General features: G+C 42.1%; 14 protein-coding genes. 11 read left to right on the plus strand and 3 right to left on the minus strand.

Annotated elements, in window-relative coordinates; all coding sequences use genetic code 11:
- Positions 1-21 precede the first annotated feature (21 nt).
- Both CCS02_RS13370 and CCS02_RS13375 read left to right on the plus strand, forming a co-directional pair.
- On the plus strand, positions 22-585 hold the full coding sequence (locus CCS02_RS13370) for a DUF1007 family protein (RefSeq protein WP_100636836.1): 564 nt from the start codon (positions 22-24) through the stop codon (positions 583-585).
- Between the two features lie 60 nt (positions 586-645).
- A complete protein-coding gene (locus CCS02_RS13375) occupies positions 646-1,281 on the plus strand; it encodes a LysE family translocator (protein ID WP_072838498.1) in 636 nt (211 codons plus the stop codon).
- A 23-nt stretch (positions 1,282-1,304) separates the two neighbouring features.
- On the opposite strand, the gene CCS02_RS13380 is transcribed toward CCS02_RS13375, so the two are convergent.
- Positions 1,305-1,862, minus strand: coding sequence for a TetR/AcrR family transcriptional regulator (locus CCS02_RS13380; protein WP_072838497.1), 558 nt, complete (start codon positions 1,860-1,862; stop codon positions 1,305-1,307).
- 234 nt (positions 1,863-2,096) lie between these two features.
- On the opposite strand from CCS02_RS13380, the gene CCS02_RS13385 reads away from it, so the two are divergent.
- From CCS02_RS13385 to znuB, 7 genes are all read left to right on the plus strand, one after another.
- Entirely contained in the window at positions 2,097-3,242 is a 1,146-nt protein-coding gene (locus CCS02_RS13385) for an efflux RND transporter periplasmic adaptor subunit (protein ID WP_100636837.1), read from the plus strand.
- Between the two features lie 50 nt (positions 3,243-3,292).
- On the plus strand, positions 3,293-6,397 hold the full coding sequence (locus CCS02_RS13390; RefSeq protein ID WP_100636838.1) for an efflux RND transporter permease subunit: 3,105 nt from the start codon (positions 3,293-3,295) through the stop codon (positions 6,395-6,397).
- A 322-nt stretch (positions 6,398-6,719) separates the two neighbouring features.
- A complete protein-coding gene (locus CCS02_RS13395) occupies positions 6,720-7,340 on the plus strand; it encodes a MarC family protein (RefSeq protein WP_100636839.1) in 621 nt (206 codons plus the stop codon).
- Between the two features lie 114 nt (positions 7,341-7,454).
- Entirely contained in the window at positions 7,455-8,414 is a 960-nt protein-coding gene (locus CCS02_RS13400; protein WP_100636840.1) for a nickel/cobalt transporter, read from the plus strand.
- Entirely contained in the window at positions 8,414-8,938 is a 525-nt protein-coding gene (locus CCS02_RS13405; protein ID WP_072838492.1) for a Fur family transcriptional regulator, read from the plus strand. Before CCS02_RS13400 ends, CCS02_RS13405 begins: the two co-directional genes overlap by 1 nt.
- On the plus strand, positions 8,935-9,711 hold the full coding sequence (znuC, locus tag CCS02_RS13410) for a zinc ABC transporter ATP-binding protein ZnuC (RefSeq protein ID WP_100186205.1): 777 nt from the start codon (positions 8,935-8,937) through the stop codon (positions 9,709-9,711). Before CCS02_RS13405 ends, znuC begins: the two co-directional genes overlap by 4 nt.
- Positions 9,712-9,746: 35 nt before the next feature.
- On the plus strand, positions 9,747-10,538 hold the full coding sequence (znuB, locus tag CCS02_RS13415; protein ID WP_072838490.1) for a zinc ABC transporter permease subunit ZnuB: 792 nt from the start codon (positions 9,747-9,749) through the stop codon (positions 10,536-10,538).
- A gap of 66 nt (positions 10,539-10,604) precedes the next feature.
- Here znuB and CCS02_RS13420 read toward each other — a convergent pair whose 3' ends face one another.
- Positions 10,605-11,984 carry a sensor histidine kinase gene (locus CCS02_RS13420; RefSeq protein ID WP_100636841.1) on the minus strand — a complete coding sequence of 460 codons (1,380 nt, stop codon included), beginning with the start codon at positions 11,982-11,984 and terminating at the stop codon, positions 10,605-10,607.
- A 4-nt stretch (positions 11,985-11,988) separates the two neighbouring features.
- Positions 11,989-12,654, minus strand: coding sequence for a response regulator transcription factor (locus CCS02_RS13425; RefSeq protein WP_072838488.1), 666 nt, complete (start codon positions 12,652-12,654; stop codon positions 11,989-11,991).
- A 327-nt stretch (positions 12,655-12,981) separates the two neighbouring features.
- Here CCS02_RS13425 and CCS02_RS13430 point away from each other — a divergent pair, with 327 nt between their 5' ends.
- Entirely contained in the window at positions 12,982-13,374 is a 393-nt protein-coding gene (locus tag CCS02_RS13430) for a YbaN family protein (protein WP_100636842.1), read from the plus strand.
- Positions 13,375-13,456: 82 nt separating this feature from the next.
- Positions 13,457-14,050, plus strand: coding sequence for a biliverdin-producing heme oxygenase (locus tag CCS02_RS13435; protein WP_100636873.1), 594 nt, complete (start codon positions 13,457-13,459; stop codon positions 14,048-14,050).
- Positions 14,051-14,069: the final 19 nt, after the last annotated feature.

Below are 14,069 nucleotides of genomic sequence, written 5' to 3' on the forward strand. Positions count from 1 at the left end.
TTTAAAAAAGGTAATAATCTGATGCGTTTTTTGTTGTGTTTGTGCATTACGGTCTTGTTTGCTGGATCGGTCATGGCGCATCCTCATGTTTGGGTGGATTCACAGTATCGAGTCAAGGTGGATCAAGCCAATGTAGAAAGCCTTGAGGCAACGTGGAGTTTGGATCTTTTTACTTCCACAAGCTTGATTGCCGAATACGATATTGACGGCGATGGCGAGTTTAAAGGTCAAGAAAAACTCGACATGATCGATGTATTGAAGAGCTTTGAAAACTATGGCTTTTTCATCAAAATGAAGCAAGATGGCTCTGAGCTTATACCAAAAAAAGTACACATTTTAGATGTTCGCATTCGCGATCAAATGCTGTGGATTCGCTTGGGCATCGATTTGCCAACTCCGGTCAATCTTGAAACCTCGACTTTGAGCTTGGCCTTTGGTGACGACGAATTGTATTTTGCGATGGAGCCGTTGGAAGAAGGTTTAGTGCGTTTGTCTGGTACGTTATCTGAAATTTGTACACCAGTTGAGCGTGAAGCAACGGAAACATCGGTTGCAGTGTGGGTTGATTTGACTTGTAAGCCCTAACTTATAAAGTGATCTCGTAAAGAATTCTCTTTTCAACGCCGAATATAAAGGTAAAAGCACATGTTAGAACATTTCCAATGGTTGCCTTTTTTAGCTGCTATCACTGTGCTGACAATGAGCCCAGGTGTTGATACGATTCTGGTCATGCGTAACGCAGCATCTGGTGGCTGGCGTTTGGGTTTTTTGACAAGTTTGGGTATTTGCATGGGTTTGTTCGCCCATGCGACTGTATCAGCGTTAGGTTTGTCGGTGATTTTGCTTGGTTCCGCTGGTTTGTTCACTGCGTTTAAGCTGGTGGGTGCGGCGTATCTTGTGTACTTAGGTGTGCAAGCTATTCGCAGTGCGATGAAGCCGGTCGGTATGACATTTAAAGACGCAAAAAATCCTAAATCACTGACGTCTTGGGGCAGCTTTCGCCAGGGTGTTTTGTCTAACGTCTTGAATCCAAAACCGATTATTTTTTACATGGCATTTTTGCCACAATTTATTGATCCGAGCCATTCTGCGTTGGCTCAATCCCTTTTTATGGCCTCACTTCACTTTATCATAGCGATGGTGTGGCAAACGTTTCTTGCGCTTATGGTTCATAAGGCGCGAGTTTGGCTGGCGCGCCCAAAAGTGGCGCTCGTCTTAGATGGCTTGACTGGCGTGTTGCTATTGGGCTTTGGTGTAAAACTCGCACTGAGCCAGCGCTAGCATTTGCTTATTAAACACACATTTTAGGAAGGTGTACTTGAAGCTGTACTGGCACCTTCCATCAGTATCAATTCTATTATAGTTAGTACTCTTGCTCTAGGTACTCGTCCTAGTCGCTCCGCTTCAATCATGGCAAAGAATAAGCCATGGAAGCACTCTGTAATAGCCGCTGCACTGATATCTACTCGAAAGTGGCCACTTTGTTGGCCTCTTAAGAAAAATGCATCGATTTTTTCTTGTGCAATTATACACTCACCATTTTCTAACAGTTCCGGCTGCCAATGCTGAATAGTAAAGAGGGTTAATTCTTTATTCTTATAGCAATTTTCTAGTAATTTTCGAACCCCTTCTCTTGGCTCCGCCGTGTCTAGATTAGCGTCCTTGATTGCCGATTTATAAGCGTTAAGGCTGCTGCTTTGTAGTCTTTCAAGCAGGCTTTCTCTAGTGGGGCAGAAACGATACAAGGTAGCTTTACTGACACCTACAGCACAGGCGAGTTCTTGCAGTGAAGCTCGTGGGTGCTCAACTAATGCAAGCGCTAGTGCATTCTGCAGTGCATTGTTTGTTTCGTGTTCTGTCATATCTTTATCCAGTTTGTCTTTAAATAACCATGTCTCATGGTTGTCTACGTTTTACGTATTTTATGCAAGGGGATTTTACGCAGAATATCTAGTATATGAAATCTTAGATGCGAGTAAAAAGCACAAACAAAGTGAATTAAGTATATATCAAATGAATCACTATGGATTCATTTGGATTATTTTAATACTATTTAAAGCTGTTTTATCTCTGGCAAAAATTTAAGGTATTAACCAATGATACGAATTCTGAAAAATGGACGAGCGTTGCTACCAGTTTTGGCGGTGTTATTTGTAGTGTCTGGCTGTACCTCAAGTGAGCCAGAGGCTCAAGCCAGTTCTCCTCCAAGCGCAAGAGCTGCCACAGTAACGACTGTGCAACCAATTGAATATGAAGAAAATGCTATTTTGCCAGGGCGAATTGAGCCTATTCGTGAAGCCGAGGTGCGTGCTCGTGTACCTGGTATCGTGTTGCATAGAACCTTTATTGAAGGCTCCGATGTCAAAGCGGGAGATATATTATTTGAAATCGATCCCGCGTCTTTAAAAATTGCACTTGCTAGTTCTAAGGGCAAATTAGCAATGGCGGAAGCGACCTTGTTTGATGCAAAAGTGCTGGTCGATCGTTATGCGCCTTTGTTGCAGTCTCAAGCGGTCAGCAAGCAAACTTTTGATGCTGCTCAAGCTGCCTATTTAAGTGCAAGTGCCTCTGTTGCTTCAGCCAAAGCAGATGTTGCGAATGCCGAACTTAACCTTGAATACGCAACAGTACGAGCGCCTATTTCAGGTCGAATTGGTCGAGCAAATGTTAGTGAAGGCATGTTAGTGGGGCAAAGTGATACAACTCTATTAGCAACTATTCAGCAACTTGACTCTGTTTATATAGACTTTACTCAATCTGTTACCGATACCCTGAAATATAGACAATCTGTAGAAGATGGCACTTCTGCTAACAGTACGAAATTGATGGCCAAGTTAGATGGTTACAACAAAAGCTTCGAAGGGAAATTGTTGTTTTCGGACAGTCAAGTAGATGAAAAAACTGGCAATGTTGTGTTGCGAGGCTTGTTCCCAAACCCTAATAAAGTGCTACTGCCTGGCATGTATGTTCGTGTTGAGGCTGTTCAGTCTCATTCTGCTAAGGCGATATTGATTCCTCAACGTGCTGTTATGCGTGGTAACGGAGGACAAGCATTTGTTTACGTTGTGAATGATCAAAATGCAGTGGAATCTCGTTCAGTTGTAACGGGTTCAATGTCACAAAATTTATGGCGTATTACAGAGGGATTAAATGCTGGCGATAAAGTAATTATTGATAATGCAGCTATGTATCAAGCGGGAGAGAAGGTAATAGCTTCCGTTAAAGTAGCCTCTAACACTTAGTTCATTGTTCACTTTATCTTAACTATTAAGACGTTTTAGAGGCTCAATACATGTCTAATTTTTTTATTGCACGCCCCAATTTTGCTTGGGTCATGGCAATCTTTATTTTGTTGGCGGGGCTGCTTGCTTTGCCAACTTTGCCTGTGTCGCAATTTCCGGTAGTAGCACCACCGCAGATTGAAATCACCACCACATATCCCGGTGCATCCGCTCAAGTTTTAGTTGATTCGGTAACCAGTGTTATCGAGGAGGAATTAAATGGAGCGAAAGGTTTGCTCTATTTTGATTCTTCTAGTAACGCAAATGGTATCGCCCAGATTACGGCATCTTTCGAGCCCGGCACTGACCCTGATCTAGCTCAGGTTGACATACAAAACCGTCTTAAAAAAGCGGAAGCGCGCTTACCAAGTAGTGTTATTGCTCAAGGCGTGCAAGTTGACCAAGCAAGCTCTGGTTTCTTGATGATCTATGCTTTGACTTTCAAAGGTGATGATGCGTCTAAGAGCATTATTACTTTGGCAGATTACGCAGCACGAAATATTAACAATAATATTCGCCGTGTGGAGGGGGTGGGTAAGCTGCAGTATTTTGGCACCGAAGCCGCTATGCGGGTTTGGGTTTCACCGGAAAAGTTGCTGAGTTACGGTTTATCCATTGGTGATATTAATAACGCAATTAGAAACCAAAACGTTCAGGTACCTGCTGGTAGTTTTGGTGGTCGACCCGCCGATGATACGCAAGAGTTAACCGCTAGTCTGGTTGTGAAAGGCTTTTTGGAAGATCCTGAAGAGTTCGGCGATATTGTTCTACACAGTAACGTGGATGGTTCAGCTGTTTATCTTAAAGATGTGGCTCGTGTTGAGCTGGGTAAGCAAGATTATAATTTTGAAACTCGTTTAAATGGTCATAAAGCCATCATGGGGGCGGTTCAGCTATCGCCGGGTGCGAATGCCATCGAGACGGTGAAAGCGGTAAAAGCTCGTGCTGCGGAACTGGAAGCGAACTTTCCAGATGATATTCAAATCAGCTTTCCTTATGACACCTCTAAATTTGTTAGTGCAGCGATTGAAAAAGTAATTCATACCTTGATTGAGGCGATTGTCTTAGTGTTTCTTGTGATGCTGTTGTTCTTGCAGAATTTACGCTACACCTTGATCCCTACTATCGTTGTACCTGTTTGTATCTTAGGGACGTTTGCAGTGATGTCCTTGATGGGCTTCTCGGTAAACATGATGACCATGTTTGGTATGGTGCTCGCCATTGGTATTTTAGTGGATGACGCCATTGTGGTGGTCGAAAACGTTGAGCGTATTATGGTGGAAGAGAGTCTTTCTCCAAAAGATGCAACGATCAAGGCCATGGGGCAAGTATCCGGTGCCATCGTGGGTATCACATTGGTGCTATCGGCGGTATTTGTCCCTCTTGCTTTTATGAGCGGGTCCGTTGGTATTATTTATCAGCAGTTTTCTATGTCTCTTGCTGTTTCTATTATGTTGTCTGGGATATTGGCGCTAACTTTTACGCCTGCATTGTGTGCGACTCTATTGAAACCCATTGATAAAGAAGCACATCATGAAAAAGGTGGTTTTTTTGGCTGGTTTAATCGCCAATTTGCGGGGTTAACTAATCGTTATTCTGCGTTGAACGGCAAGTTAGTAAGCCGCCCAGGACGATTCATGTTGATGTATCTTGTACTTATTATTGGGCTTGGTTATGCCTATATGCGTTTACCTGAATCTTTTGTGCCAACGGAAGACCAAGGTTACATGATCGTCGATTTGCAGCTCCCTGCAGGTGCTACTTTTTCTCGAACCAATGAGACAATGAAAGATGTTGAGGAGTTCTTAGGGCAGCGTGATGCGGTTGAAAACGTAGTTACTGTTATGGGCTTTAGTTTCTCTGGAATGGGGGCGAATGCTGGTTTGCTATTTCCGACTTTCACCGATTGGTCTGATCGTGAGCAGTCTTTATTTGATGAAACGATGGCTTACAATCAATTTGCCGGTAGCATCACAGATGGCCGTTCGATGGCCGTTCCACCGCCATCGATTGAAGGAATGGGGAACTCTGGTGGTTTCTCATTGCGATTGCAAGACCGTAGTAATCTAGGTAGAGAAGCGTTAACTAATGCACGTAATATTGTTCTAGGCCAAGCGAATGCATCTCCAATCATTGCTTATGCCATGATGGAAGGCTTAGAAGATGCGCCACAGCTTAGAATCGATATAGACCGTAAAAAAGCGACAGCATTAGGTGTGGGGTTTGAATCGATCAACAATGCCGTATCAACGGCGTACGGTTCGGCCTCAGTTAACGACTTTACTAATGCAGGTCGCTTGCAACGCGTTGTTGTTCAAGCCGATGTTGCAGATCGTATGACACCAGAGCGTGTCTTAGAGCTGCAAGTGTTAAATGACGAGGGTAACCTTGTTCCAATGCGCTCTTTTGCAAGCAGCTCGTGGGAAATCGGGCCGGTTCAGGTATCTCGTTACAATGGTTACCCAACGTATAAAATTTCCGGAAGTCCAATGCCTGGACACAGTTCTGGTGAGGCAATGGCGGAAATTGAACGTATTATTAGTACTCTGCCAAAAGGTATTGGCTATGAGTGGACCGGGTTGTCTTACCAAGAGAAAGCAGCGGGGTCACAAGCTCCAATGCTGCTGACCATTTCTATTTTGGTGGTTTTCTTACTATTGGTGGCATTATACGAAAGCTGGTCTATTCCATTGTCGGTTATTTTGATTATTCCGATTGGAGCACTCGGTGCGGTTGCAGCAGTTTATCTGATGGGGATGTCGAATGACGTTTACTTCAAGGTAGGTCTGATTACGATTATTGGTTTATCGGCGAAAAATGCTATCTTGATTGTTGAGTTTGCCAAAGATCTTTATCAGCAAGGGAATTCGCTAAAAGACTCAGCGATCCAAGCCGCAAAATTGCGTTTTAGACCTATTATTATGACGTCAATGGCCTTTATTTTAGGGGTGGTACCTTTAACGATAGCTACGGGAGCAGGTGCGGCAAGTCAGCACTCATTAGGTGTGAGTGTTATCGGTGGCATGATCTCCGCAACAGTCTTAGGTGTATTGTTTGTTCCTGTGTTCTTCACATGGGTGCTTGGGCGCTTCAAAACGTCAAATAAAACAGTCTAATAAAAGACACTTATTTTTTGTTCGAAAAGCCGATTTTGTGTCGGCTTTTCTTTTTGTAATTCAATGCCACTTTTTCCTCATTTTTTCTGATTCTTTGCTAGAATTCCCCCATCTGCGTTCTCTTCGGGACGGTCCTTAAATAGAGACTGCTTTCAGATAAATATTTGCTGTGCCACAAGCGCGGTAAATTGGGTGAGTCCTAGCAATATAAGATAGGGCTTTAGATAATAAGAGATCTTTGTCTCGTCTTGGCTTCTGACATCGAGCAAAGGTTTCAATAAGCATTCGGTTTTGCTGTCTGCTTTTTTGGTGATTATTCTAAATGAGTTTATTAATTTCAACTTGGATTAAGTTCTTCTTTCTCTTCGCGCCGTTTTTTGTGTTGTCGATGTTTCTTGCGTTAACCCGCGGAGAATCTTCGGCATCTCGTCGACAAGTGGCGAACAAAGCCATTATTGCCTCTGTGGCGATTTCTATTGTGCTGTTGTTTTTTGGTGGCAGTTTGTTTGCTGTGTTAGGCATCACGCTGGATTCTTTCCGTATTGGCTCTGGCGTATTGTTGTTTTTATCAGCTTTGAGTTTGGTCCGTGATGGTACGCGTAACCATGCGGTTGGCATGCCAAGCGAAGAACGTGATGATGTGTCTGTTGTGCCATTGGCGGTACCTACGATTATTGGACCAGCGACGATTGGTACAATTCTAGTTTACGGTGCTGAACTACAAGGTTGGGATTTATTTATTGGCTTGTGTGGTTTGTTGTTGGCATTGGGTACTTTGGCGATCATTTTGTATTCCGGCTCTTTGATTGAAAAAATGCTCGGTCGAACAGGCTTAAATGTCTTGTCTAAGATTACCGGTTTGGTTTTGGCGGCCATGGCTGCGCAGATCTTTATGAGTGGTGTAATGGGTTTTTTGCATCCAGTCACTTCAGCCGTTAGCTAAGTGGTTATGAATTAAATTTTGTACAAAATGCGGCGTTTCTAGGCTTTGGCTTCTCCTTGGGTTTTACTTGTTATATCATAACAAAATTGTATCCAATTTCGGTGAGAGCCAATTATGGCAAAGAACGTCGCTTTTTTATTGTTATCTTTTTTATGTCTCAGCTCGCCTCTTTATGCCGCGATTGATTTTGCGCTGTATCAAGATTTTATCCAGTGGATTATTTCTCAGCAAGCCACTTTTCATCGTGAATTAGTGTCTTTAGTTCGCTCTATCAGCAAAGGCGGCAGTCCGGTTTTACTGTGGGGGTTAATCTCTACAAGCTTTTTTTATGGCGTTTTTCACGCGGCTGGACCAGGTCATGGTAAGGCGGTTATTTCTGCTTATATGTTGGCGAGCAAAGCGCCATTACGCCGTGGTATTAGCTTGGCATTTTTGTGCGCTGGTGTTCAGGCAGTGATGGCAGTCTTAGTCATTGTTGTGCTTAGCCAAGTGTTTTCCTTGGCAGGAAAAGCCATGCAAATAAGTCGTTTTTTTGAAGTGGCGAGTTTTGCTGCAGTTGGCTTGATTGGTGTGTGGATTCTTTTGCGTTTATTACGCGGCCAATCTGGTTGCGGTCACGATCACTCACAAGACCATCTTGAAGAACATCATCACGATCATTCTGCGAAGCATCACGATCACTCCCATAAACACTCTCATGATCATGCATGTTGTGCGCATCATACAGATGAAGCGAAAACCGCTCGTCGTAGTATTTGGGCAATGGTGGCCGCGGTGGGTATTCGTCCCTGTACTGGGGCGATTTTAGTTTTGTTATTCTCTTTGAGCACGGGCATTTTTGTTTGGGGTTTGGTGGCAACCTTTGCCATGGCACTAGGTACTGCTATTACTGTCGCTGCTTTGGCTGGCGTTAGTGTTTTTGTTCGTGATACAGGTTTTGCGTTAAGTAGTGAGCATCGTGTTTGGCGACAACGAGTGTCGCGCATCTTTGGTTTTCTTGCCGCTTTCGCTTTGATAATAATCAGTACTTCAATGATTTGGAGTTACGTAAGCAATGCAGGAAGGGCTTTCTAATGAAACATGAAGACTCACATCAGCACTCACAACAAGATTCTCATCAACACAGTCATCATAACCATAATGATTGTATTGATACCGCGTTAGAAACAGCGGAAACCCTGTGTGCAGAGCAAGGCCAGCGATTAACGAAAGTACGTCGCCGCGCATTGGAATTGATCTGGGAAAGTCATCGCCCACTTGGTGCTTATCAGTTATTGGCGAAGTTGGCCGAAGAGGGTTTTAACTCTGCGCCGCCAACGGTTTATCGTGCTTTAGACTTTTTGTTAGGTGCGGGTCTGATTCACAAAGTGGAATCGATGAACGCTTACCTTGGCTGTGCCCATGCAGATAAAGCGCACAAAGGTTATTTCTTGATTTGCGATGAATGCCACAATGTTATGGAATTCGATTACCAAGATATTCATGCGGCCTTGATCGAAAAAGCCGCGCATCAAGGTTTTGAGTTACGTGCTGAAACCATTGAATTAACAGGCTTATGTGCGAAATGTAAGGCAAAAAAAGTAGGAGCAAGCGCGTGAGTAAGCGATTGGTTGCTTTTGATAAAATTGGTATCTCGTTTGATGGCAGAGTTTTGCTTGAAAACATTGATATGACGATCAGCGAAGGTGAGATTGTTACCCTAATTGGCCCAAATGGCAGCGGGAAAAGTACCCTTATTCGCACCTTGTTAGGGCTGCAAGAAGCAACTTCTGGCGAGATAGTCAGGCACAAAACCTTGCGTATCGGTTATATGCCGCAGAAGCTGCATATCGATCCGACTTTGCCATTAACGGTAAAGCATTTCTTGGCTTTGGTGCGTGGTGTTGATAAACAACAAATTCTTCCTACACTAGAAAAACTCGGCATTGGGCATTTGTTGAAATCACAAGTGCATGTGTTGTCTGGTGGTGAAACACAGCGTGTTTTGTTGGCGCGTGCCTTGTTGAACCGACCAAATCTATTGGTGCTCGATGAGCCGGTGCAGGGCGTGGATGTGAATGGTCAGGTGGAGCTTTATAACCTGATTGAAAACATCCGTAATGAGCTAAATTGCGGCGTTCTGATGGTATCTCATGATTTGCATTTGGTGATGGCGAAAACCGATACCGTGGTTTGTATCAATCAACATGTTTGCTGTTCTGGAAGCCCGCAGCACGTAACCGGCCATCCGGCTTATCAAGCTTTGTTTGGTGTGCCAGGAGCCGATGAATCCATCGCGATTTATGCCCATCAGCACGATCATGTGCATGACGAACACGGCAGTATTTTATCGGACGATGGCGATGCTCACGCTCATTGTAAACACCATTAATAACACCCCAGTTCAGATTCGGAGTCAGTAATAGCATGTTAGATCTTTTGCTCAGAGCCTTGTTAGGCGGATTGGGTGTGGCCGCGGTCGCAGGGCCATTAGGCGCGTTTGTTGTTTGGCGACGCATGGCGTATTTCGGTGATACCTTGGCGCATTCTGCGCTATTAGGTGTGGCGTTAGGCTTTTTATTAGACATCAATTTGAACCTTGCGATTATCGTTCTGTGCGTTGGTTTGGCCTTGGTGTTGGTGACCTTGCAGAAAAAACACATTATCGCGACGGATACCTTGTTAGGGATTCTCGCACATTCGGCCTTGTCGCTTGGTTTGGTGGCGGTGAGCTTCCTCGACAATATTCGTATTGATTTAATGGCGTATTTGTTTGGTGATTTGCTGGCGATTAACCAAGCCGATGTTTACTGGATTTACGGCGGTGGTTTTGCGGTCATTGCGTTATTAGTCACATTTTGGAAACCTCTGTTGGCGGTCACGGTTAATGAAGAGTTGGCCAAGGTAGAAGGTTATCCGGTCGAAGCGATTCGTCTATTGCTGATGTTGCTGGTGGCTTTGGTAATTGCGGTAGCGATGAAAATCGTCGGTGTCTTGTTGATTACGTCTTTGATGATTATTCCCGCTGCGACGGCGCGTAAGTTATCGAGTACCCCAGTACAAATGGCATCGTTTGCTAGCTTGATTGGTTGTTTGGCTGTTTGCGGTGGTTTGTGGGCGTCTTATCGTTGGGATACACCAACTGGCCCAAGTGTTGTTGTGTGCGCTGCCTTGTTATTCTTGATTGCTTATACTTTGCCGTTTAAGCGCTTGCGTTAGGTTTTTAAAGCTTAGATGAAGGCCACCTTGGGAAACCAAAGTGGCCTTTTGTATTTTTCTTAAATGCTATGAAGTCGTTTTATTTGAACGAATTTTAATACAAGCACAGAGTCCTGGGTGCGTATTGGTTAAAACCAACTCGCCATTATGCAAAGAGACTATAGCTCGGATCAGAGTCAGTCCTAATCCGTGCCCGAATACGTCCTTTTTGGAAGAAAGCCTTTTGAATCTCTGAGTGACAAAATGCAGACTCTCTTCTGGGATACCTTTACCTTGATCTGAGACTTTTATAAAGGTATTCCCCAATGATGAATCTATTTTAAGAGTTATAGTTTCACTTTCTGGCGCGTACTTAATAGCGTTATCTAATAGGTTTGCAATAGCTTGAAAAATAAGGATTTTATCAGCACAAAAAACATGTTTTTTTTGTGCTTCGAGCTTTATGTTAATTCCATAATTTTCTGCTAATGGCTGATAATACTCATAAACTTCATGCAATATGTCATAAGCATTAATGTTGTCTTTTTGATGGCTAACTTGTCCTGTTTCGACTTCAGAAAGTCGCATGATAGAGCGAAAAAGTATTTGTATTTGCTCGGTTTCTTTAATTGCTTGCTCGAGCTCGTTGAGCTCTTTTCCTCCTACACGTTCTGATAAGTTGATCAACTTATGCTGCAGGCGAGTGAGTGGTGTTCTTAGTTCATGTGCAACATGACTAGTGATGTCTCGAACTTCTCCCATTAGCCTCTGAGTGCGTTCAAGTACAATATTAATTTCTTGACTCAGTTGGTCGAATTCATCTTTATTGTCGTTTGAGTTAACTCTAACGTTGTGTTTACCACTAGCATATTGCTCTAGGGTGTCAATGATATGATTAACGCGGTAGAGATTGTGTCGACTAAAGCGTAGGCTAATTACTAAAATCATGAGTTGTATTGCCAGCAGCCCAACACCTGTCATAAGAGATATTATTTGAGTTTGTTGGTTCATTGGTTTTACGTTGTATGCGTTAAAATACATACCGCCATCTGTTAAAGGCACTAATAGTCCTAATAACTCGACATTATTATTTTTTAACGAGACAATATCTGGCGAATTTATATTGTGTTTTTGTAAGTATTGGATTTGACTATCTGATACGTTCTGCTTATTTCCTAATAAAACTTTTCCATAAGCGTCAAAAATAAAGGTGAAGTGATCTTTTCTGCTTTCTTTATAGTTTTCATTTTTTAATTGTATTGATAAATCATTGCTGCTGTTAAATTTATTATTTAATTTTTGATTTTCTATATTTTCAAAAATCATATTTTTAACATGACTTTTCATGATGTTGTCTAAAATGTAGTCACAAATAAAAATAGAAGCAGAAGATATCAATAAGCAAATAAAGGCAATGATAGTAGCTTGCCTAAAGCTGCTACTATGGGACAACGATTTAATAAACACAGAATCATCCTAAAGCATAACCAACTGAACGAATAGTTCGAATGATTGGATTTTTAGATCCACCATCTAGCTTATGTCTTAATTTGGAAAGGTGAACATCTAGGATGTTAGTTTGTGGGTCGAAGTGATATCCCCATGCTTTTTCTAACAACATGCTGCGAGTAACGGTTTGTCCTGGATGTTCGGCAAGTACATAGAGTAATTTGAATTCTTTGTTGGTTAAGTCAATCTTTTGTCCTGAACGAGTTACTTCGTGTAATTCAAGATTTATCATCATATCTTTGATTTTTATAAGATTGCTTGAAGCTACTTTTTTGGTACGGAAGTACAATCGTTCTAGGCGTAAAAGTAGCTCGGTAAAATCAAATGGTTTGCCGAGGTAGTCATCCGCCCCTGCTCTGAGACCTTCTATTCGATCCGATATTTGATCGTTCGCCGACAGAATAAGTATAGGTGGGTGAGGAGTATTACCAAGTAAACCAAGCAACTGGATACCGTCTAGTTTAGGGAGGACACGATCCAATAAAATGACATCAAAAACTTCTTTCTTAATCAGCTTCAATGCGTCTTCACCATTATCTACTAGCTTGCATATATGACCTGATACATGCAGCTTGCTGCTAATCCAATGGCTAACGGAAGCATCATCTTCAACAACGAGAATTCGCATATCTTCTTATCTCTATAGAGTAAAAATGGTAATGAGTGTTCGAAACAGCATCAGCATACTAGCATCAATTGATAATGGTTATCAATATCGTGTGTTTTGTTTTTTTAGCCTTCCTTCTTCCTTACAATCTTAGTTGTTTTTTTCTGCAAGGATTGACCATCCTAGCAACTGACAGGCAAAGAGCTAGCTTTTGTTTATTAAGCATTCTTAATACATTAATGGTTGAGTTATTAGAGGGAATGACTGTTAATAATTCGGATTGATATTTTATTTATTAATACTTAATAGATTAAATGCTAATAAATAATGTTTTCTGGAATTGAATTCATGTTTGTAAAAAGTAAAACCTTCATGTATCAAGTTATTGCTTTTCTTAGCTTGATAATGGCGTTTGTAGGTGTGATGGTTCCTGGTATTCCTGCTACCGAGTTTATATTACTTTGTGCTTGGTCATCATCAAAAGGTTCCCCTAGGATTTATCGGTTTTTGCATAATAATCGATTTACAGGTCCTGTTCTTTATAATTGGAATAATGGCAAGGTGATTTCTAGAAGCAATAAAGTGATATCATCAATAAGCATGTTTTTATGTGCCTGTTTATTAGTATATAGCGGAGTTAATTCATACGTTTTGTTTTTTGCTTTATCAGGGATGTTTGTTGGCTTTTTATGGATGTGGTCTAGGCCAACAGAAGTTAAAAATTTAACAAAAGAATGTTAGCTTTTCTTAATATAAATGAAGTGGTCATTTGGAAGGTAAGTTTTTATCATTAAATAAGATGGATTTTTAAATGAGGCCAGATATGCAAACAATAGAAAAAGACCAAGATACACTGACATTTGCAAAGCGTTTAAAATATTCTACGCGTACTAATCACGATAGTGTCGATTCACTGGTGATGCAGTCAGAGCCATTTGCAAACGAAGAAAATTACAGAAAATTTTTGCGTTTACAGCATATTTTTCATTTATCTGTTGCGCCTTTGTACCAGCATGATGACCTGCAGGCATTGTTCCCTGGATTAGCTGAATTACCTAGGTTGTCTGCTGTTGAGTCTGACCTTTTAGATTTAGGCTTAAATACGGATGTGGTGGATTCATCATTATTAACAAGCGTCACAGATCTGTATCAGGCGATTGGATGGCTTTATTGCAGTGAAGGGTCGAATATTGGTGCAGCATTTTTGTATAAAGAAACACAGAAATTGAGCTTTGATGCAGACCATGGCGCTAGGCATTTAGCAGCACATCCTGAAGGACGAGCGCCGCATTGGCGTAAGTTTGTTGCTCAGTTAGACGCTTTGTCGCTAACGGAAGAGCAAGAAGCTCTGGCTATAAAAGGAGCGATGGACGCTTTCGCTTTTTATAAAAAAACACTGGCGAGCTTGAATTCCTAAGCGTCGTTCCGAGGCCAGA

The organism is Marinomonas sp. ef1, from assembly GCF_002806845.1.
GTDB lineage: Bacteria > Pseudomonadota > Gammaproteobacteria > Pseudomonadales > Marinomonadaceae > Marinomonas > Marinomonas polaris.